Source organism: Streptomyces sp. NPDC058665 (assembly GCF_042714995.1).
In the GTDB taxonomy this organism is placed as follows: domain Bacteria; phylum Actinomycetota; class Actinomycetes; order Streptomycetales; family Streptomycetaceae; genus Streptomyces.
Genome location: NZ_JBHXRX010000003.1, coordinates 19,629 through 40,886, shown reverse-complemented (window position 1 = coordinate 40,886; position 21,258 = coordinate 19,629). Strand labels below are relative to the sequence as shown.

The 21,258-nt window shown below is 69.3% G+C and carries 18 protein-coding genes; 13 read left to right on the top strand and 5 right to left on the bottom strand.

The annotated features are described in order from the left end of the window. Positions 1 to 44 precede the first annotated feature (44 nt). The gene (locus ACFWV8_RS02590; RefSeq protein ID WP_384197292.1) at positions 45 to 827 is read left to right on the top strand and encodes a hypothetical protein; all 783 of its coding nucleotides are present in this window, start codon (positions 45 to 47) and stop codon (positions 825 to 827) included. A 165-nt stretch (positions 828 to 992) separates the two neighbouring features. Here ACFWV8_RS02590 and ACFWV8_RS02585 read toward each other — a convergent pair whose 3' ends face one another. Together ACFWV8_RS02585 and ACFWV8_RS02580 are read right to left on the bottom strand one after the other, a co-directional pair. Then, a complete protein-coding gene (locus tag ACFWV8_RS02585) occupies positions 993 to 1,940 on the bottom strand; it encodes an MIP/aquaporin family protein (RefSeq protein WP_384197290.1) in 948 nt (315 codons plus the stop codon). Positions 1,941 to 2,138: 198 nt separating this feature from the next. Continuing rightward, positions 2,139 to 3,248, bottom strand: coding sequence for a ferric reductase-like transmembrane domain-containing protein (locus tag ACFWV8_RS02580; RefSeq protein ID WP_384197289.1), 1,110 nt, complete (start codon positions 3,246 to 3,248; stop codon positions 2,139 to 2,141). A 302-nt stretch (positions 3,249 to 3,550) separates the two neighbouring features. On the opposite strand from ACFWV8_RS02580, the gene ACFWV8_RS02575 reads away from it, so the two are divergent. Beyond that, positions 3,551 to 4,252, top strand: coding sequence for a DJ-1/PfpI family protein (locus ACFWV8_RS02575; protein ID WP_384197287.1), 702 nt, complete (start codon positions 3,551 to 3,553; stop codon positions 4,250 to 4,252). 36 nt (positions 4,253 to 4,288) lie between these two features. On the opposite strand, the gene ACFWV8_RS02570 is transcribed toward ACFWV8_RS02575, so the two are convergent. The 3 genes from ACFWV8_RS02570 to ACFWV8_RS02560 are packed head-to-tail and all read right to left on the bottom strand — an operon-like array spanning position 4,289 to position 7,394. Beyond that, positions 4,289 to 4,822, bottom strand: a complete 534-nt coding sequence (locus ACFWV8_RS02570; RefSeq protein WP_384197285.1) for a copper chaperone PCu(A)C — start codon at positions 4,820 to 4,822, stop codon at positions 4,289 to 4,291. Beyond that, positions 4,819 to 7,056 (bottom strand): heavy metal translocating P-type ATPase, encoded by a 2,238-nt coding sequence (locus tag ACFWV8_RS02565; RefSeq protein WP_384197504.1) that lies wholly within the window; start codon positions 7,054 to 7,056, stop codon positions 4,819 to 4,821. Before ACFWV8_RS02565 ends, ACFWV8_RS02570 begins: the two co-directional genes overlap by 4 nt. Positions 7,057 to 7,109: 53 nt before the next feature. Continuing rightward, positions 7,110 to 7,394, bottom strand: a complete 285-nt coding sequence (locus ACFWV8_RS02560; protein ID WP_384197283.1) for a hypothetical protein — start codon at positions 7,392 to 7,394, stop codon at positions 7,110 to 7,112. A 389-nt stretch (positions 7,395 to 7,783) separates the two neighbouring features. On the opposite strand from ACFWV8_RS02560, the gene ACFWV8_RS02555 reads away from it, so the two are divergent. From ACFWV8_RS02555 to ACFWV8_RS02505, 11 genes are all read left to right on the top strand, one after another. Continuing rightward, positions 7,784 to 8,377 carry a hypothetical protein gene (locus tag ACFWV8_RS02555; RefSeq protein ID WP_384197281.1) on the top strand — a complete coding sequence of 198 codons (594 nt, stop codon included), beginning with the start codon at positions 7,784 to 7,786 and terminating at the stop codon, positions 8,375 to 8,377. 143 nt (positions 8,378 to 8,520) lie between these two features. Beyond that, positions 8,521 to 9,198: a sigma-70 family RNA polymerase sigma factor gene (locus tag ACFWV8_RS02550; RefSeq protein WP_384197279.1), complete on the top strand. Its 678-nt coding sequence runs from the start codon at positions 8,521 to 8,523 to the stop codon at positions 9,196 to 9,198. A gap of 91 nt (positions 9,199 to 9,289) precedes the next feature. Then, the gene (locus ACFWV8_RS02545) at positions 9,290 to 10,042 is read left to right on the top strand and encodes an aspartyl/asparaginyl beta-hydroxylase domain-containing protein (RefSeq protein WP_384197277.1); all 753 of its coding nucleotides are present in this window, start codon (positions 9,290 to 9,292) and stop codon (positions 10,040 to 10,042) included. A gap of 573 nt (positions 10,043 to 10,615) precedes the next feature. Then, positions 10,616 to 12,034 carry an MFS transporter gene (locus ACFWV8_RS02540; RefSeq protein ID WP_384197275.1) on the top strand — a complete coding sequence of 473 codons (1,419 nt, stop codon included), beginning with the start codon at positions 10,616 to 10,618 and terminating at the stop codon, positions 12,032 to 12,034. A gap of 67 nt (positions 12,035 to 12,101) precedes the next feature. After that, on the top strand, positions 12,102 to 13,160 hold the full coding sequence (locus ACFWV8_RS02535; protein WP_384197274.1) for a beta-ketoacyl-ACP synthase III: 1,059 nt from the start codon (positions 12,102 to 12,104) through the stop codon (positions 13,158 to 13,160). Then, entirely contained in the window at positions 13,157 to 13,393 is a 237-nt protein-coding gene (locus tag ACFWV8_RS02530; RefSeq protein WP_384197272.1) for an acyl carrier protein, read from the top strand. The genes ACFWV8_RS02535 and ACFWV8_RS02530 overlap by 4 nt, the downstream gene beginning before the upstream one ends. Positions 13,394 to 13,433: 40 nt before the next feature. Beyond that, the gene (locus ACFWV8_RS02525; protein WP_384197270.1) at positions 13,434 to 14,324 is read left to right on the top strand and encodes a TauD/TfdA dioxygenase family protein; all 891 of its coding nucleotides are present in this window, start codon (positions 13,434 to 13,436) and stop codon (positions 14,322 to 14,324) included. Continuing rightward, entirely contained in the window at positions 14,321 to 14,869 is a 549-nt protein-coding gene (locus ACFWV8_RS02520; protein ID WP_384197268.1) for an FcoT family thioesterase, read from the top strand. The genes ACFWV8_RS02525 and ACFWV8_RS02520 overlap by 4 nt, the downstream gene beginning before the upstream one ends. 61 nt (positions 14,870 to 14,930) lie before the next feature. Beyond that, positions 14,931 to 16,481, top strand: coding sequence for a long-chain-fatty-acid--CoA ligase (locus ACFWV8_RS02515; RefSeq protein WP_384197267.1), 1,551 nt, complete (start codon positions 14,931 to 14,933; stop codon positions 16,479 to 16,481). A gap of 90 nt (positions 16,482 to 16,571) precedes the next feature. Further along, positions 16,572 to 16,829: a phosphopantetheine-binding protein gene (locus ACFWV8_RS02510; RefSeq protein WP_384197265.1), complete on the top strand. Its 258-nt coding sequence runs from the start codon at positions 16,572 to 16,574 to the stop codon at positions 16,827 to 16,829. Then, positions 16,816 to 21,240: an amino acid adenylation domain-containing protein gene (locus ACFWV8_RS02505; protein ID WP_384197263.1), complete on the top strand. Its 4,425-nt coding sequence runs from the start codon at positions 16,816 to 16,818 to the stop codon at positions 21,238 to 21,240. The genes ACFWV8_RS02510 and ACFWV8_RS02505 overlap by 14 nt, the downstream gene beginning before the upstream one ends. The last annotated feature ends 18 nt before the right edge of the window (positions 21,241 to 21,258 follow it).

Here is a 21,258-nt window from a genome sequence, read left to right as displayed (position 1 = left end):
AAGGACCGCCGCGCACCGGCGGTCCACACAGAAGGAACAAATCTTTGCGGAAACTCAGAAGAGCGCTGGTCGCCGTCGGCGCCACGGCCGCGGTGGCCGGCGGCGCCCTTGCCGGCGCACCGGCCGCCCAGGCCGCGTCCACCTGGCAAGCCCACGACAAGAACTGCAAGACCGTCACGGGAGGCTCGGTCTGCGCGGAGGTGCAGAAGCGCGTCACCGACGCGGGCGCGGTCAACGGTTACCGCGCGAGGATGACGGTCACCCCCACCGCGGGCAACTGGATGAAGCCGACCACGTACACGTGGAGTTCGGACGGCGCCCTGAGCCAGGTCTGCGCGGGCGGCTGCTCCCAGCAGACTTCCGCGTGGACCTCCAAGTGGTCGCCGGTCAAGACCACCGCCGGGACGTACGTCGCACGGGGCGAGACCACCGGCGGCTATCTCTTCGACGCCGCCGCCTCCTGGAGCGGCTGGGCACGGGTCGCCGAGAAATGCGCCACCGACGTCGCCGGCAAGTTCTGTGTCTACCGGCATGAACGCGGCTACCGCGACACCATGCAGGAGCGCGGCAAGCTGACGGTGACTCCGGCCGCCGGCAAATGGATCGAGCCGCGCTGGGTCCGGGTCGGTACCGTCATGAACGGGACCAACACCTTCAAGACCAGCGACCTCTGCGACCCGTCCTGCACGCGTCGCACCGGCAGTTGGTCCGCCACGGTGACCCGGACCATGCCCGGTCTCGCCGGCCCTCTTGAGCTCTACGCGTCCGCCCGGGTCGCACTCCCCTCCGGAACCGTGAAGACGATCAAGGCCTCCGTCACCGGCTGACCTGACCCGTCCGAAGGCCGCTTCCCCGACCACGGGGGAGCGGCCTTCGCTTGACCACGGTGGAGGGTGCGTTGACCGCGACGGCACCCACGTGGGGAGGTCACCGTGCTCCGTGCTCAGAGCCGCGGCAGCGACGTACGGTTCCCCGTGCCCGCCCCGGTGGCGCTACCCCTCGTCCGTCCCCTTCTCGGGCCGTGTCTCGCCCACTTCCTGCGGGATGGCCCGCTGCGCGCGGATATGGAGGACATCGCCGATGAACAGGTCGTACAGCAGTACTCCGATCACTCCGCCGATCAGCGGCCCGACGAGGGGGATCCAGAAGTAATCGCTGAAGGACCCGGACAGGGTGCCGGGCATCGCCAGGTCCTGCCAGCCGGCGGCGTAGGCGAGCAGCCGGGGGCCGAAGTCGCGGGCCGGGTTGATGGCGTAGCCGGCGTTCGCTCCGTACGACATGCCGATCGCCGCGACGGCGAACCCGATGATCAACGGACCGAGATTGGCTTTCACCGCGGTGTTGCGCAGGTCGACGACGGCGACGATCAGCATCACCAGGAACATGGTGCCGACGATCTGGTCGATCAGCGGTCCCCAGATGCCGCCGTTGAAGTACGGCGCGGGGAAGGTGCCGAAGATGGAGAACGTCGCGTTCGTGTGCCCGTTGGTCTTCGGGTCCTTCGACACGAGGTCGAAGGCGTGGATCGCGTCGTGGTAGACCCAGAAGACGAGCGCGGCGCCGGCGAACGCCCCGGTGAGCTGGGACGCCCAGTACGGGAGGACCTTGGCCCAGGCGAACTTGCGCCGCACGGCGAATGCCAGGGTCACCGCCGGGTTGATGTGCGCGCCGCTGACCCCGCCGGCCACATACACACCGAAGACCACGGCCATCGCCCAGCCCCAGGTGACCAGCAGCCAGTCGCCGGAGCCCAGGAAGAACGTGGTGGGCCCTTCCGTACGGCCTGAACCGGGCAGGGCCGCGACGGTCATCGCGACGACACCGCAGCCGAAGGAGATGAGGACGAACGTCCCGAGAAACTCCGCCAGGCATTCCCCGGCGAGAGTCGCTCGCCGCCTGAATCGGGCCGGCTTGATCAGGGGCGGGATTTCTACGGCCATGGGTCCTCTTCGAATCTCGTCCGGTGCGCCGAAACGCGGCTGGGTCCCCTCCCTGCGACCGCACCTTATGTTCAGGTGGTTGGGTGACCCCGCAACGGCGCGCCCGGCCGGACCACGCGTGACGCACCGACTTCACACGTACGCCTGACGTGTCGCGGGACTGCTCGGCCTGGCGGACGAGTCGTCGGCGTCCTCGCGTCAGGCCCGGTCGGCCGTGTCCGTCGCGCGCTCCTCCGCGGGGGCCGCGGGCTTCGCCGTAGCGGCAGCTCGGGGACGGAGCCTGAGGACAACGGCGACGACGGCCAGCGTGAACAGCGCCAGGCCCGCCCAGATCACCCACTTGTGCGGCCACGGCACGAGAGCGCCGGCCTCGGGGGAGCGCCCGCCGTCCACGCCGGTGACGACGACCGCCACCAGCCCCAGGATGGTGGCCACCACCACGATCCTCCCGAGCAGTCTCGCACTCAGCGGCAGCGCGACGTCCCGACGCCGGGGGCCGCGCAGGCGCAGGCGCTCGCCGGGGCGGGCCGGTGCCATCAGACGGGCCAGGAGCAGGACGGCGATCGGGATCTGCAGAGCCCACACCACGGTGCGGAAGGGGCCGTCGAACCATGCCTGGCTGCTGTACAGCAGGGTGTGCCAGGCACTGAGGATGTAGACGACGATGACGAAGCGGTGCAGGGCCAGCCACATGCGCGAGCCGGTCCGGTGCCGCAAGTAGAAGGCGAGGCCGAGCGGAACGGCCAGATACATCGCCAGCAGGCCGATCAGGATGGCGACACGGCCGGTGCCCGTGGCGTACCCGCCGGGGACGAACACGTCGACGAACGCGGTCCACACGCTGCGTCCGAGCGACCACTGGTCCTGGTTGGTCCGGATCTGGTCGGTGAAGAAGAAGAGAGCGTGCATGAACATCAGACCGATGGTGGTCAGGCTCGTGGTGCGGTGCCACTTCTCCAGCCGCGCCGCGGGCAGCCGGCGCCAGCGGGGTCTCGGCCCCGAACGCAACAGCCCGAATATCAGCGTCCCGTAGGCCCACAGCATCGCCGACCAGCCGAACGCCTGGCACATCCAGTACATCCAGAACTCGCCCGCGTTCGCCATGTCCGGCATGAGCTTGAGGGTCGCCGATGTCCCGTTCTCCACGCGGACGTAGAGCAGCCAGTAGATCAACAGGGTGACCACCAGGGCCAGTGAGGCGTCCGGCACCGCGCCTCGCAGATCGGCACGCAGACCGGCCCAGTCGATACGGGCACGCTCCTTCCCCTGACGCGTAGAAGGCGTCACCGATCCCGAGGACTTCGCCATTGCTCAACTCCGGTTTTCCGTACGGCATGCCACGGGACACCGATGGTGAACAACCCGCGGCAATGTTGGTCTGTACCGCTCTTAGCGGTGGAGAGTAACGACGATTTCCCCAACGCGGAAGACAGCGATCCGGTGCCTCCGTATTTCACGGGCATTCAAAAAACCTCACCATCTCCGGGAACTTTTCGGGGGAGTTGAACGACCGGACTCGGCAGTCACCCCCACAACTTGGCCGGGCCCAGGAACTGAACACGGAAGCCTGCCGACTTCTGATGCGAAAGACGAATCCAGGGAGGTCGGTCATGGAACGACGTACGTTCTTGCGCGCTTCGGCTCTGTCCGCCGGTGCCGCAGCCGGAGTTGGGGCGATGAGCGAGGGCGCGTCGGCCGTTTCGGCGGCGAATCCGCTGCGGGTGCAGGTGCTGATGTTCGACGGCGTGGAGGAGCAGGACTTCATCGCCCCGGTCGAGGTGCTGGGGCTCGCCGGCCGGGCGAGCGGCGGGGCGCTGACGACGACGATGGTGACGACCGGGCGGCCGGCCACGATCGCCTGCACGTACGGCACGAAGGTCGAGGTGGACAAGGGCTGGTCTCCGCGGGAGGCGGATGTGCTCGTGGTGCCGGGCGGCGGGTACACGGCCAAGGACGGGCCCGGCGTGAACCAGGTCGTCGCGGACCGGGGATTCCTGCGCCGGCTCGCCGCCTCGGAGGCGCTGCCGGTGGGGATCTGTACCGGCGTCATGGTGCTGTCGGCCGCGGGGCTGACCAAGGGACGTAACGCCACCACCCACTCGGGGGCGAAAGCCGATCTGGCCGCCCAGGGCACGACGGTGATCAACGCGCGCGTGGTGGACGACGGCGACCTGGTCACCGGAGGCGGCATCACCTCCGGGCTGGACGTCGCGCTCTGGCTGGTGGAGCGGTTCGTGGGCGCGGAACTGGCGCAGCGGGTGGAGACGGTGCTGGAGTACGAGCGGCGCGGGACGGTGTGGCGGCGCGCCTGAGCCCCGGGACGCTGACGCGCCCGGTCGACTGACCCGTCAACTACCCGGGCGCACCACGGTCGCAACCGCTTTCACGCTGTCACTGTGACGGAAGTGAAGGACGAACGGGACGGCGTCACCCTCGTTCCAGCGGGTCCCCTCCTTCAGCGTGACCATCACGTCCAGGCCGTACGGCGACATGGTCAGCGCCGCCCCGGCGGGAACCGTCGCCGAGTCCGCCATTCCCATGGAGTCGCCGCCTCCTCCGTTGCTCCGGTGGCGGCTCGGCATGGCCTCCGAGATGGCGGGCGATGTCACGGACACGAGCGCGTCGTCCACGCCGCCCTTGTTCGTCACGGTGAAGAACGCCGCCGTCTCCGTGTTGTCGCTGTACGGAAGAAAGACATGCGGATCGGAGACCTCAAGGGCAGGCGGCCTGCCCGCCTGCTCCGCCCCGACCCACTGCGTCAGACCCGCCAGCGCCACTACGCAGGCGGTCCAGGGGATGAGCCCGGCATAGAAACCGTCGCGCAGCCGCTCGCGCGTGATGTGCCAATCCGTCGAGGTCTCCTGGGAGGGGCTGTCGGTCATCGCCGCGGTGCTCCTTGCGTCGTACACGCTCCGCCTCTCGGGGCGCGCGAGGGCCGCCAGCCGCGCAGCCGGAGGCTGTTGCCCACCACGAGCAGGGAGCTCACGGACATCGCCGCGGCGGCGACCATCGGGTTGAGCCACCCCACGGCCGCGAGCGGCACGGTGACGACGTTGTAGCCGAAGGCCCAGATCAGGTTGGTTCGGATGGTGCCGAGAGTCCGTCTGGCGAGACCGATCGCGTCGGCGACCGACTCGATGTCGCCGCGCACCAGCGTCACGTCGGCCGCTCCGATGGCGACGTCCGCGCCGCTTCCCATCGCGATGCCGAGGTCCGCGCCCGCGAGGGCGGCGGCGTCGTTCACACCGTCTCCGATCACCGCGACGCGGCGGTCCTCCTCGCGCAGCCGGCGGACGAGATCGGCCTTGCCCTCGGGGGTGCACCGGGCGTGCACCTCGGTGATGCCGAGTTCGGCGGCGACCGCCTCGGCGGTGGCCTCGCGGTCGCCCGTCGCCAGGACGGGTTCCACTCCAAGGCGCCTGAGACGGTCGACCGCGCGGTAGCTCCCGGGGCGCAGGACATCCCCCAGGACGATGAGCGCCTCGTCCACCCCGTCGACCCGGACCCGTACCGCCGTACGCGCAGCGGCTTCCGCGTCCGCCAAAGCCCCGGCCAGGGACTTCGCCAGGTCGTCCCCGGGGGAGCACACCTCGACCCGGTGGCCGTCGACAAGACCGGTGACACCGCTCCCGGCGGTCGCGGCGAACTCCGTCACCTCGGGCAACGGCACGTCGGGCCAGGCGCGTTGGGCGTACGCGGTGAGTGCCCGGCCGAGAGGGTGCTCCGAACCTCGTTCCACCGCTCCGGCCAGCCGGACCACGGTCCGCTCGCCCAGGCCGTCGGCGACCACCGTAACCTTGGTGACGCCCATATGGCCCGTGGTCAGGGTTCCCGTCTTGTCGAGAATCACCGTGTCGACATGCCGCAGGGTCTCCAGCGCCTGCGGACCGCTGACCAGTACGCCGAGTTGTGCGCCTCGGCCCGTGGCCGCCAGCAGCGCGGTGGGGGTCGCCAGGCCCAGGGCGCAGGGGCAGGCGACGACCAGGATCGCCACACAGGCCGTGACCGCGGCCTGCGGATCGGCTCCGGCACCGAGCCAGAATCCGAGCACGGTGACCGCCAGGGTCAGTACGACAGGGACGAAGCCGCCCGCCACCGAGTCGGCCAGCCGCTGGGCGCGGGCCTTTCCGGCCTGGGCCTCGGTGACCAGGTGGGTGATGCGGGCGAGTTGGGTGTCTGTTCCGACCGCCGTGGCACGGACGGTGAGCAGTCCTCCGGCATTGACCGCCGACCCCACCACCGCCTGGCCGGGGGCGACTTCGACAGGCCCGCTCTCACCGGTGACCAGGGTCAGGTCGAGCGCGGAGCTGCCGGAGACCACAACGCCGTCGGTGGCGACCCGTTCGCCCGGCCGGACGATGAACTCCTGCCCCACGCCGAGTTGTTCGATGGGGACACTGCGCTCTTCGCCGTCGACCCGCACCGTCACGTCTTTGACGCCAAGCCCGGCGAGCGCGCGCATCGCCTGCCCCGTGGCGCGCCGTGCCCGCGCCTCAAGGAAGCGTCCGGTCAGGACGAACAGCGGCACGCCGACCGCCGCTTCGAGATAGATGTGGGGAACCCCGTCGCCCGCCGACGGCAGGAACGTGAACGGCATACGCATGCCCGGATCGCCCGCGCCGCCGAAGAAGAGGGCGTAGGCGGACCAGGCGAAGGAGGCCACCACGCCGAGCGACACCAGCGTGTCCATCGTGGCCGCGGAGTGCCGTACTCCCGAGAGCGCGCGGCGGTGGAAGGGCCAGGAGCCCCATGTCGCGACCGGAGCGGCGAGCGCGAAACAGAGCCACTGCCAGTTACGGAACTGAAGGTCCGGAACCATGGACAGCACCAGGACAGGTACGGAGAGCAGTGCCGTCACCACCAGCCGCCGGCGCGCCTCGGCCGCTTCGTGCGAATCGGGCTCCTCGGCCGGCTCCGCACCCTCCTGGGGCTCGGGTGGCAAGGGGAGTTGAGCGGTGTAGCCGGCCCGCTCGACCGTCGCCACCAGGACCTCTGGAGCGATGTCAGGCGGGTGGCTGACGCGGGCGTTCCCCGTGGCCAGATTGACCGTGGCGGTGACTCCTTCGAGCTTCGCCAGCCGTTTCTCCACGCGGCCCACGCATGCCGCGCAGGTCATCCCGCCGACGACGATGTCTGTGGTGATCGCCGTGGAACTCCTGGTCTCTGTGCTCACTGTCCGCCGCCCGAATGCGTACCGCCCATGTCACCCATGTCGTCGCCCATATCGCCGGTGCCGCCGGTGTCGCCGCCCCGTGGACCGTCGAGCGGGCCCTGGGGCCCGGTGTCCGTGGAGTGCATGCCGGGAGCGACCGGGCCGACCGCCGAGCCGACCCAGTACGACACCCCGAAGACCACCGTCAGCAGGACCAGGAACCCGGTCAGTGCCGGGGGCGGCACACATCGCTTCAGCAATGCCACCACCCGCGGGACGAAGGGCCCATGCCGGTCTGCCATCACCGCTCCAGAAAAGAGATCTCCGCCGACCGCCGGACAATCGGCGGGAATTCAGGGCCATGGCGGTCGGCCCGCGCACGCTTCGGAAAACCATGCTGACATGAGGCGCACTCACGGGCCGCAGTTGTGCGGGCTTGTCATCGTGTGAGGATTCTCCCGCCGATTCCCGGGAACTCCGAGCGCCGGTCGTCCGACGCATTTCCCGCATGAGGGAAGGACGTTCCTGTCCTCCGTGAGTGATATCGCGGAACAGGCTGTTCTCGGCGTGATTGCGGTGCAACGATGACTCCGCCATGCACCTGGGTCCATGCTTCCGCGGAGTGAGGGCCGCGCTGTTCGCGGCCGTCGGTGTGCTTTTCGCTGCCCTGGGACACGTCCTCATGTCGGGAATGACAGTCCCATGGCCCGCGGTGCTCGTCGCATGCGCGATCACCTGTCTCACGGGGTGGGCTCTGACCGGCAGGGAGCGCGGATTCCCCGTGGTCCTGTCCGCGGTGGTCGCCGTCCAGGCCCTTCTGCACGCCTGGTTCGCTTTGGCCCAAGTGGCGCTGCGCCCCGCCGGGACGGGCGGTGGCTCGATCATGGAGCAGTGGGTCCGGCACGTGCTGTGCCAGGCACCCGCCGCGACCATGGCCGACCACACCCACCAAGCGATGCCCGGGATGCCGCCCATGCCCGACACCATGGCCATGGGCACCGGACAGAGCGGCACGACATCGTTGGGGATGCTCTCCGCGCATCTGCTCGCCGCCGTGCTGTGCGGCCTCTGGCTCGCGTTCGGAGAGCGGGCCGCCTTCCAGTGCCTGCGGGCCTGTGCCGGCTGGGTCGTCGCCCCCCTGCGACTGCCCGGCGCCCTGCCGGTACCTTCCGTCCTGCCGCGGGTACGAGCCGATTCCGCGCGCACCGTCCGCGGATCGCGGCAGCTGCTGCTCGCCGACGCCATCACCACACGAGGTCCGCCCACGGGAACCGCTGTCCTCTGACAGCCCGATTCCCGTGACCACGACGGTTCTCACCGGCGCGGCCACGGTGCCCGGCCCTGCCTGAACGGGGCCGTACCAGTGGGCCGGAGCCGCCTGCGAGCGGTGTCCGGACCGACCCGGATTCCGAAGAAGGACACCAGGCGATGACGCATGCCCTGCCCCGAACCGACCTGAGATACAGCGACGTACGAACCCCTGGCCTCCCGACCACGAACGAGGCGACCATCACGGACTGGGCCCTCGCCGCGGGTGAAGGTGACGCCGACGCCGTGGAACGGTTCGTCGGCGCCCTGCACCGCGACATCTGGCGGTACCTGGCGTACCTGAGCGGCGACCCGCAATCCGCCGACGACCTGACCCAGGAGACCTTCTTGAGAGCGCTGGGCAGCCTGCCTCGGTTCGAGGGCCGTTCATCGGCCCGCACCTGGCTGCTGTCGATCGCCCGGCGGTCCTTCATCGACAGCCTCCGTCACGCAGCCGTGCGGCCGGTCGTCTCCGACACCGTCGACTGGTGCGTCGCGGCGGAGAAGACCAGACCTCAGGGCATCCCCGGCTTCGAGGAAGGAATCGCGCTGACGGAGTTGCTGGCGTCCATCCCGGCGGAGCGGTACGACGCCTTCGTACTCACCCAACTGCTGGGCCTGCCCTACGAGGAAGCCGCGCGGGCCATCGGCTGCCCGGTGGGCACGGTCCGCTCCCGGGTGTCCCGCGCCCGTGGCCACCTGATCGGCATGCTCATCGACGCGGAGCGCGCGGCGGCCGGAGCGACGGACCCGGCCCACCGGCCGCCCACAGCGAACCTCACAGGCGCGGCGGCCTGATGCGCCGGACAGCGACGAGGACGAGTGCGCTTGCCTTTCCGCGTCACACTGCCGCTGGCCGAAAGTCGCTCTCGAACGTGAGGAGTTCCGCGTGACAGCCGAGATAGAGAACGCCTTCGCGGAAATCAGGAGAAGGTCCGGACCGGCCTCCATCGCGCGCGTGGAGCGGATGATGGAGACCGGGAACCAGCCACGCCATCCGCTGCAACGCGGCGCCAAATGGATAATGCCCGGCCTTTCGCAGAGGCCCTGGCACGATCCCTACGAATACGCCGAACTGGCGCCCGTCGTCGAGACCCTGGAGTCCAGCCACCCATCGATCAAGGACGAGCTGAGCGAGGCGTGGGCAACCCGGCAGGGCGCCTTCTCGGACTACGAGCACTATCTGACCCGGCAGAAGGACTGGCAGGCACTGTATCTGTTCCGGCGGGGAAGGCTGGTCGATGAATCGGCCTCCCTCGCGCCTACCGCTTTCCGGGTCATCGAGGAGATGGCGGTCGAACCGGAGAAGATCTGCCCGCTCCTCGAATGCCATTTCTCAACCCTGTTGCCCGGAGCGGCCATTGATCCGCACTGCGACCTGTGGAACTTCAGCATCAATCTCCATCTCGCCGTCGACATCCCTGACGGCTGCGGCATCACGGTCGCCGGTGAGCATCGTTCCTGGCAGGAGGGCAAGTGCCTGCTTTTCGACTACTCCTTCGAGCACGAGGCGTACAACTCGGGGACCCGTCCGCGCACCTGCCTGCTCGTCGATCTCTGGCATCCGGACACCACGCTTCCTGAACGCGAGGCGCTGGTCGTTCTGTTCACCGAGATCCGGCGGCTGATGGGCGACGACTGAACACCCGATACCCGACCCCCGACACCCGTCACCTTCGCATGGCCCGTTCCGGCTGCTCACGTCCGGAGCGGGCCATCGCCATATACGGAGCAGGGGTATATTGATTCCCCGCTCCTGATCTGCGGCCGCACACTTTCACGCTGTCCGGGAACTGGATGTGTTTTCCGGGCGACTTCCTCTGGATAGGCTACGGTGGGCGAGTTGGAGCGAAGCTCCCCGGATTCCTTCCGGCCGGCCGTCACTTGGCCGTGAGACCAGAATTCTCAAGCCGGAACAGGCCAGTTTGACAGCGCATCAAGAGGCGCTCCATGGCTGAAAATAAACTCTCTCCCGGGCCTTGCTGACACGTTCTTCAACGGCGTTCTTCACGACCGTTGGAACTCCCAGCGCCCTCCTCTCCGAATGCAGGATGACGAACAGGATTCAAGACCATTTTGAGACGGTCCTGATTCGAGCCTTGAGCGCTTGTCCGGCGGGGGAGTGTGAACCACCATCCGATGAGCCACCAGGGCCCCGGCCAGGGGTATCCGCCTGGTCCGCGATTCCGCCGAGTACCGGGAGGGCCGTCGCAGGATGTCCATAACGAAGCCGCCCGACGCCGTGACCGGCGCCCGCCTGGGGGCACCTCTTCTGGCGCTCGCCGCCGCGCAGTTGGTCATCGCACTCGACTTCAGCATCGTGTACGTGGCGCTTCCCGGTATCCGGAGCGCACTGGGCTTCTCCGCGCAGGATCTCCAATGGGTCGTCAGCGCGTACGTGGTGGCCACCGGCGGCCTGCTTCTGCTGGGCGGTCGCGCCACCGACCTGTTGGGCCGCCGTCGGATGTTCGTCCTGGCCGCACTCCTCTACGCGGCCTCGTCCCTGGTCGGTGGTCTGTCCGAGTCCGCCGGAACCCTCGTGGCGGTGCGCGCCGTCCAGGGCCTGGGCGGGGCCCTGCTCTTTCCCGCGACGCTCTCACTGATCAACACGGTCTATGCCGAGGGGCCGGCCCGTAACCGCGCGCTCGCGGTGTGGGGGGCGGCCGGCGCGGGAGGGCTCTGCTTCGGATCGCTGCTCGGCGGGGCGCTTGTGCAGTTGTTCGGCTGGCAGGCGGTGTTCTTCGTCAACGTTCCACTGGCCGGTGCCATCGCCCTGGCGGGGCATCTGCTCTTCCCCGCGGACACCCGGCGCCCTGCGCGGGGCGGGTTCGACATCCTGGGAGCCCTGACAGCCACAGCCGGAATCACCCTTCTCGTATTCGTCCTCGTACGGGCTCCCGAGACGGGCTGGAGGACGCGCGAGACCGCCCTTCTGGCGCTGACCGCTCTGGCCCTGACCGCGATCTTCGTGGTGGTGGAGTCACGGTCCCGGGCCCCGCTCGTCCCGCCCCGTCTGTTCGCCCGTCGCGGGCTCGTCGGGGCGATGGCCCTGACCGCGCTCTACGGCGCGACCTTCAGCTCGACGCCGTACTTCCTCACGCTGTACTTCCAGACGCTGCACCGATACACCGCCTTCGGCACAGGTCTCGCCTTCCTGGTGCCCGCCGTGATCGTGGCCATCGGCGCGCGGCTGGGCGCCAAGGCGGTGTCGCGCTTCGGACTGCACCGCACACTGCTGGGCGGAATGCTGGCGGGTGCGGCGGGTGCCCTCACCCTGGGTCCTGCCCTGGCCGACTCGGGTTCGTATCCACCACTGCTGCCGGGGCTTCTCCTGCTGAGCCTGGGCCAGGGCATCGGATGGACCGCCATGTGGATCGCCGCCGCCGCCGGCGTCGCCCCGGACGACCAGGGAATCGCCTCCGGCCTCGCCTCCACGACGCTTCAGGTCGGCGGCGCGCTGGGCCTGGCGATCCTGGTCGCGTCGGCCAACTCCATCACGGGTTCAGCGGGTGCCGGGCCGCTCGACGGAATCCGTACCGCCGTGCACCTGATCGCGGCAGGGCTCTGCTGCGGGGCGCTGATGGTCCTCGCCCAGCGGCGGACACACATTCCACCGACCGGGCCGGCCAGGTGAGCGCCGGTCCCCGCCCGTGAACTCTTCGCCCATCACTCACCCCTTCAGCACACCGAGGAGGACCACTGTGTACGGACGCCGTGCCGGAACTCCGGCCGTCGCCCCCGTCCTGACCGGACTCGCCGGCTGGCTCCCCTCCGCCGTGGTCACGAACGACGACCTCGCCGCGAGGTTCGCCACCACCGACGCGTGGATTCGCTCCCGCACCGGCATCGCCCGGCGACATGTCGCGAAGCCCGGCGAGGCGACCTCCGATCTCGCGGTGGAGGCGGGACGCCGTGCCCTGGTCTCCGCCGGCACGGGCAGCGCGGACACGGTCATCGTCGCCACGACCACCCCGGACCGCTCCTGCCCGGCGACGGCTCCCGTCGTCGCCGGTCGACTGGGACTCGTCGAGGCGGCGGCGTTCGACGTCGGCGCTGTCTGCACCGGGTTCGTGTACGGACTGGCCACCGCCGCGGGGCTCATCGCGGCCGGAGTCGCGGAACGTGTCCTGCTCATCGGGGCCGACACCTATTCGACGATCGTGGACCCCCAGGACCGGACCAACGCGGTGATCTTCGGGGACGGTGCCGGTGCCGTCGTCCTGCGTGCGGGAGATCCCGACGAACCCGGCGCGGTCGGCCACTTCGACCTGGGGAGCGACGGCACACAGGAGGAGCTGATCATGGTCGCGGCCGGGGGCTCACGGCAGCCGTACACGACCGAAACGTCGCGCCAGGACCTTCGCTTCTCCATGCGTGGCAAGGAGGTCTACCGCGAGGCCGTCAGCCACCTGACCGCCTCGGCGCGCGACACCCTCCGGCACGCCGGCCTCAAGGCCGACGAGATCGACCACTTCGTGCCTCATCAGGCGAACCTGCGCATCCTCCGCTCGGTGTCCGAAGAACTCGGGCTCCCGCCGGAACGGCTGCGGAGCAACATCGAGTCCGTCGGGAACACCGGAGCCGCCTCCGTTCCCCTGGCGCTCGCCGACGCGGCCGCCCGCCGCATCGTCCAGCCGGGTGAACGTGTCCTCCTCAGCGCCTTCGGCGGGGGCCTCACCTGGGGATCCTGCCTGGTCGACTGGCCCGAACTCCCGCCCACACCACACCCGTACGAAGGAGGAGAAGAACCCACTCCATGAGTACCACCTACGACCAGTTGGTCGCGATCATCGCGAGACTGCACGACGCCCCGCACGACCGGATCCATCCCGGCGCGACCTTCGCCGAACTGGATGTCGACTCCCTGACGCTGGTCGAGATCAGCATGCGGGTCGAACGTGACCTCGGAGTGACGGTGGAGGACAGCGAACTCCGCCCGGACCTCACCCTCGACGCCACCGCGAAGCTGATCGACACGAAAAGGGACCAGTAAGTCACCGCACCGTCGATATGAACCACGAAGGGCAACGACGATGAAGATCTCGGCACACTCGGACGGCGCTTTCGGGGTCACGGTCGAGGGGTTCGACCACGACACCGCCCGGTCCGCGGACATCGACACCCTCAAAGAAGCGGTCTACCGCCACAAGATGGTGGTCCTCAAGGGACAGGAACTCTCCCCGCCACGGTTCCTGGAACTCGGCAGACGGCTCGGCCGTCCGGAGAAGTACTACGAACCGATGTACCGGCACCCGGAGATCGAGGAGATATTCGTGTCCTCCAACGTCCCCGAGGACGGAAAGCAGATCGGGGTGCCGAAGACCGGGAAATTCTGGCACGCCGACTATCAGTTCATGCCGGATCCTTTCGGTATCACGCTGATCTACCCGCAGGTGATACCGGAGAAGAACCGGGGCACGTACTTCATCGACATGGGAAAGGCGTACGAGAGACTTCCCGGGCACCTCAAGTCCGCGGTTCGGAACACGTACTGCCGGCACACCGTGCGCAAGTACTTCAAGATCCGTCCGCACGACGTGTACCGCCCCCTCTCCGAAATCATCGACGAGGTCGAACGGAAGACACCTCCTGTCGTCCGCCCGACCACGTTCACCCACCCCATGACCGGCGAAACCGTCCTGTACCTCAGTGAGGGGTTCACCGTCGGGATCGAGGACGAGGACGGGAAACCGGTCGAGGGGGATCTGCTGCACCAGCTCTTCGAAGCCACCGGCCAGCTCGACGACACCTTCGGCCACCAGAACATCCACCTCCAGAGCTTCGAACAGGGGGACCTGCTCATCTGGGACAACCGCAGTCTCGTTCACCGGGCCCGCCACACCGTCACCCCCGAGCCGACGGTGTCCTACCGGGTCACGGTGCACGACGAGCGGAAGCTGTACGAGACGACGGCCGCGGCATGACGAGCGTTCCGTCCGCCCTTCGGACCGCACGGCCGGCGCGGTCGTACGAGACGGACCACGCCCTGCTCGCGCGAGTCCTGCTGCCCTACAAGGAGAACTGCGCGTACGTCCGTTCCGCCGAAGTCACCACGGAGTCCGGACGCGTGGCGGCACACTGCGAATTCGCGATACCGGAATCCTGCTACATCAAGGACACCGGGCACCTGAACTCCGTTGAAGTCAACATCTGTTACAACCAGATGATGTATTACCTCGTGGCGAAGTCCGTCCAGGAAAGGCTCCTTGAACCATTCTCCTCCTGGACGCTGGAGGACTACTGGAAGCGCCAGCTGCCGGACATTCTCATCGCCCGCTTCTCCAGCAACTTCCGCAGGCCCGTCAACCCGCGTTCCTTCTCGGGTGAGATGGAGTTCACAGCCGTGTCGCCGAGGCGGCCGGCGGGCGGCAGCCCCCTGCTGGTGGCGGAGACCGCCTTTCGGTACCGGGACGGCGACGGGGGCCGATGCGACGGCGAGGCCGTCCTCGCGTTCGTCAATCTTCCCTAGTTTTCGCCGCATTCGGCGACGCACCGCAACATACCAAGAACAGAGGGAGCGGATTCACGTCATGACACTCGTGGATACAGCGCGTTTCCACGCCGAGCACCGTCCCGACGCACTCGCGATCCTCTGCGAAGGACGCGGCGTCACCTACGGACAACTGGACCTCGAAAGCGACCGCGTCGCGCGCGCCCTTGACGGCGCCGGGCTCCGGCCCGGCGCCAGGGTCGCTTACCTGGGCAAGGAATCCGAGCGCTACTACGAGATCCTCTTCGGCTGCGCCAAGAGCGGCACCGTCCTGGTCCCCGTCAACTGGCGCCTCACCGCTCCCGAGATCAGCCACATCCTCCAGGACTCCGCCAGTGAACTGCTCTTCCTGGAAGACGAGTTCACCCCGGTCGCCGAACGCCTCGGCACCCCGCCGCCCAAGACGGTCGTCCGCCTCGGGAACGCCGGCGCGGGAGACCCCTTCGAGCTCTGGGAGACGGGGCGGCCCGCTGCGGAGCGGACACCGGCCCCGCCGATCGGCCCTGACACGCCGGTCGCCCAGCTCTACACGAGCGGGACCACGGGGCTGCCGAAGGGGGTCGTGCTCGCCCACCGCAGCTTCTCCGCGATCCGCGACGCGATGGCGGACGCCGGGCTGGACTGGATCGACTGGCGGCCCGGTGACATCGCGCTGGTCGGCATCCCCGGCTTCCACGTCGGCGGCCTCTGGTGGGCGGCACAGAACTTCCACGCCGGGACGACCGTCGTGGTGATGCGCGCCTTCGCCGCCCGGGACGCCGCGGCTCTCATCCGGGATCTGGGTGTGACCACCGCCTGCGTCGTCCCCGCCATGCTTCGGCTGCTGCTGGCCGAACCGGGCGTCACCCCGGGCGACTTCTCGACTCTGCGAAAGATCGTGTACGGCGGCTCACCCATCTCCGAGGCCCTTCTGGAGGAGAGCCTGGCCATGTTCGGCTGCCAGTTCGCGCAGATCTACGGCCTCACGGAGACCGGGAACACCGCCGTGTGTCTGCCGCCGGCCGACCACATCCCCGGGCATCCCCGCATGCGGGCCGCGGGCCGCCCGTACCCCGGTGTCCGAGGCAAGGTCGTCGACGAGCGGGGGCGAGAACTGCCCGCGGGCACGGTGGGCGAGATCTGTCTGGCCACCCCGGCGCGGATGGTGGAGTACTGGGGACTGCCGGAGCAGACCGGCGAGACCCTGATCGACGGCTGGATCCACACGGGTGACGCCGGCTACATCGACACCGACGGCTATGTCTTCATCCGTGACCGCATCAAGGACGCGGTCATCGTCGCGGGCGAGAACGCCTACCCCGCGGAGATCGAGAACGCCCTCGAACACCACCCCGGGGTGGCCGAGGCCGTCGTCGTCGGCGCTCCCGACGAACGCTGGGGCGAAAGCGTCCACGCCTTCATCGTCGCCGCCCCCGGGCAGCAACCCGCGTTCGGGGAGCTTCATCGCTTCCTCATGGACCGGCTCGCGAGCTTCAAGCTGCCCGCCCGGTACGAGTTCATCGATCAGGTACCGCGCAATCCCAGCGGCAAGATCCTGCGCCGCGCACTCCGGGACCGCTTCTGGGGCGACTCCGAGCGCAAGGTCAACTGACCTCGCCCGGCGCCCCGTTGTCGCCCCCTTGCCGACCCGTTGTCGACCCGGCACCGCGTATGTGTCACGCACCCCCGCGAGGAGATTCCTGTGCCCGAACCACTGACTCCCGCCTCGTTCCGTACCGATCTGGCCGAGTTCCTGCACCTCAGCCCGGCGGACGTGGACCTGGACGAGAACCCCCTCCAGGCAGGCCTGGACTCGCTGCGTATCGTCACGCTCGCGGAACGATGGCGGGCCGCCGGCGCCGACATCGGTTTCGTGGAGCTCGCCGAGCGCACCTCCTTCGCCCAGTGGTGGCAACTGCTCTCCGAACGGCTGGCGGGAGCTCCCCGTGCGGACGCCTGACACACGCGTGGACGACGCCCGCTTGCTGGCGGCGCAGGAAGGCATCTGGACCGGCCACCACCTCGACCTCGACAGCCCGGCCTACAACACCGCCGAGTACGTCGAGATCCACGGACCGGTCGACACCGGGGTCTTCGGCGAGGCACTGCGCCGGGTCGTCTCCGAGACCCAGGCCCTCAACGTCCGATTCGACACGGTGGACGGACAGCCCCGCCAGATCACCCGGTCCGTCGCGGGCTGGCGACCGCACATCGCTGATCTGACGGACCGGAGCAGCCCGTCGGAGGCAGCCCTGGCGTGGATGCGGCGGGACCTGGCCCGGCCGGTCGACCTGCGCCGCGATCTCGTATTCGGGCATGCCCTGTTCCATATCGGGCCGGATCATTTCCTCTGGTACCACCGGGTGCACCACATCGCGCTGGACGGGTTCGGACTCGCTCTGGTGGCCCGCCGTGTCGCGGCTGTCTACAGCGCACTGGCCGGTGGCGAACGGATCGGTGACAGCGGCTTCGGGACCCTCGCGTCCGTCCGGTCGGAGGAGCGCGCCTACCGCGAGTCCGAACGGTTCGCCCAGGACCGGGCCTACTGGACAGGGCGATTCGCGGACCGGCCTTCCGTGGCCGCTCTCGCCGAACGCCCCGCCCTGCCCGCCCGTACCTTCCTGCGGCGCGTCACCGATCTCGGAACCGAACAGTCGGCCGCGCTGCGGGCGGTGGCCCAGCGGTTGTCGGTCACCTGGTCCGACCTCGTCCTGTCGGTCACCGCCGCCTACCTCCGGCGGGCGACGGACGAGGACGAGATCGTGCTGAGCCTGCCTGTCATGGGCCGACTCGGCTCCGTCTCCCTGCGTGTCCCCTGCATGGTGCGCAACATCCTGCCGTTGCGCGTCACCGTGCGTGAAGAAGACAGCTTGCGGGACCTGGCGACCCGGGTCTCCGGCGAGCTGAGATCCGGTCTGCCCCACCAGCGCTACCGCTACGAGCAGATGCGACGCGACCTCCAACTCGTCGGCGGCGGACGGCGGTTGTCGGGGCTGGGCGTCAACATCATGCCCTTCGAGTACGACCTGCGGTTCGCCGGACACCGCAGCACCGTCCACAACCTGTCGGCGGGACCGGTCGACGACATGGCGATCAATGTGTACGACCGGGCCGAAGGCGCGGGACTGCGGATCGCCATGGACGCGAACCCCGAGCTGTACGCCGAAGCGGAACTGACACGGCATCAGCAGGGCTTTCTCTCGCTGCTGCGCACGGCGGTGGCGGAACCCGACAGCGCCCTGGGGGCGCCGGCACGCTCGCGTAGGGTTACGGTGCTGGACGGCGGCCCCCTGTCCGGCCCCGCGCGTCCGGTTCTGAAACGCATCGCGGACCACGCGGCGCGGCGCGGAGGCGCCCCCGCGGTCGAACATGACGGCTCACTCCTCACGTACGCCGAACTCTTCGGCTCCGCGCGGAGACTCGCGCGACGTCTCACCGCGCGGGGTGCCGGTCCCGGCACCGTCGTCGCCGTCGCGCTCCCACGCGGGATCGACCTGGTCTCCACCGTTCTCGGCGTTCTCCTCTGCGGCGCCGCCTACTGCCCGCTGGACCCGCGGGCGCCGGCGTCCCGCACCGAGGCGATGCTGGCCGATACCGAGCCGTCGGTCACCGTGACCACCGGCGCACACGCCATGGCCGTCCCCCATGGCGAACTTCTGCTCCTCGACCGGGACGAGGACCCCCGACCGACCATCGCGGACGAACCGGCAGGACCCGCTCCCTTCGCGGGCAGCCCGGGGCCGGAGGCTCTCGCGTACGTGATGTACACGTCCGGTTCCACCGGCCGGCCGAAGGGCGTCGACATCAGCCACGGTGCCCTGGCGCACTTCGTCGCCGGCGCCTCGGACCGCTACGGCTTGCGGTCCGAGGACCGCGTTCTTCAGTTCGCGCCACCGCACTTCGACACCAGTGTGGAGGAAATCTTCCTCACGCTCTGTGCCGGAGCCACGCTGGTGGTCCGCACGGACGACATGACCGAGTCCGTCCCCCGTCTCATGGACGCCTGCGCGACGCTCCGGATCAGCTTCCTTGACCTGCCCACGGCCTACTGGCACGAACTCGCCCATGCCCTCTCGACCGGCTCCACGGTGCTTCCCGACGCGATACACACGGTGGTGATCGGCGGTGAGGCGGCACTGCCCGAACGCGTCGACCGCTGGCGCCGGACCGTCCGACCGTCGGTCCGACTGCTCAACACCTATGGCCCGACCGAAGCCACGGTTGTCGCCACAGTGGCCGAACTGCACGACGAGGCACTCCCCGCACTCCCTCCCGGTGACGTCCCGATCGGTGTTCCACTGCCCGGTACCCGCGCCGCCGTCGTCGGCGACGAGCTCTACCTGCTCGGCGACGCTCTCGCACTCGGCTATCACGGCCGGCGGACCCCGGACGGAGAACGATTCGCCCCACTCGGTCAACTGACCGGCGCGCCGCGCGCCTACCGCACCGGCGACCTCGTCCGGCTCGGCGACGACGGACAACTGCGGTTCACCGGCCGGGCCGACGGCGAGTTCAAGATCAGCGGACACCGTGTGCACCCCGCCGAGATCGAGACGGCGCTGCTCGGCGACCCGCGCGTGAGGGAGGCGGCGGTCGTCGGAAACGTCCTGCCGGACGGGACCCGCCGCCTCGCCGCGTACGTCGTCGCGGAACCCGGCGGCCGGGCGGAGAGCCACGACCGGTCAGCGGCGAGGATCAGAGAACGGCTGAGAGCGACCCTCCCGGCGGCGGTGATCCCCGCCCTCATCGAGTTCGTCGCCCGGCTGCCCCGCACCAGCTCAGGAAAGATCGACAGGAACGCGCTGGGCGCGGAGGCCCGCGAGAAGAGGGCGACCGTCCCGCCGAAGTCCGGCAGCCACCTCGAACAAGCCATCCGGACAGCGTGGGGAACGACGCTCGGGACGGACGCCGTCTCGCCCCATGACGACTTCTTCGACCTCGGTGGGCAGTCACTTCAGGCGATCCAGGTCGCCAACCGGCTCGGCATCGAGCTGGCCAGGGAGATACGCGTCGCGTGGCTCTTCGAGTACCCGACCGCGGCGGAACTGGCGGCCTTCCTGACGCGGCGCCAACAGGCCCCCGCCGCAGGGCCGTTCGCCGCCTTGTCATCCTCCGCCTCGTCGCTGTCCGCCTTGTCGTCCGCCGCCTCGCCGCTGTCCGAGACCGCACGCGACGACGCCGTACTCGATCAGGACATCCGGCCGCGGGCAACCACCCCCGGCGCGCCGTCCTCCCCACGGCGGATACTGCTCACCGGTGCCACCGGCTTCGTCGGCGCGCACCTCCTGGCCGAACTGCTCGCACGTACCGACGCCGAGATCATCTGTCCCGTACGCGCACCGAGCCCTCGCCGGGGATCGGCCCGCATCCTCCAAGCCCTACGCGAGCTGCGGATCGCCCCGCCCGGGGACCGGGCCCGGATCACCGCGATCCCCGCCGATCTCGCCCGCCCTCGACTCGGCCTGGGAAGCGCCGGGTTCGCGAGCCTCACCGACCGTTGTGACGCGATCTTCCACAACGCCGCGACAGTCAGCGTTATGCGCGAATACACCAGTCTGCGCGGGGTCAATGTCGAGTCCACCCGGCAACTGCTGCGTATGGCCGCCGAGAGAGGGACGCCCTTCCACCTCATATCGACGCTGTCGACCGCGCCGCCCCGGAGTTCGGCGTCCGAAGTGCCCGAAGAGTTCTTTGCGCCGCACAACGGACTCGCCTACGGATACCAGCAGTCGAAATGGGTCGCCGAACGCCTGGCGGAACAGGCAGCGGAACGAGGGCTGCCCGTCTCCGTACACCGCCTCGGCCGGGTCACCGGAGCACCGGAAACCGGCGTGGTGAACGAACGGGACTTCCTCTGGAGTGTGTTGAGAGCCGGCATTCCCGCCGGGATGCTGCCCGACCTGTTCGAGAGCGAGATCTGGACCCCGGCGGACTATGTGGCGAAGGCCGTCGTCGCGATCTCCCTGGGCACGCCGGCACCGGGCGGCGAGGTCTACCACCACGCCCCGGCTCCGGCTCAGGTGCGGCTCTCCGACGTGTACGCGTGGGTCGGGGAGTTCGGCTACGACGTCAAGCGGATGCCGCTGGTCCAATGGCGCGCTCAACTTCCCCGGGCGGCCGACGTGGCGGCGACGACTCTCGCCTTCTTCGACTCCTGGGGGACCACGGGCGACCAGGAACCGGAACTCGCAATGGGCGCGATCCGCTCGGACAACGCGAACAGGAAACTGCGGGGCACCGGCATCATCTGCCCGCCGATCAGCCAGGACCTCATGTTCCGCTATCTCGCCCGCTGTGTGACCACAGGAGCCCTGCCCGCGCCGCGAGGGGGCGGTGGTCCGCCGGCCTCCCGCGACGAGCAGGGCGACTGAGGGAACTGGGGCGGCTTC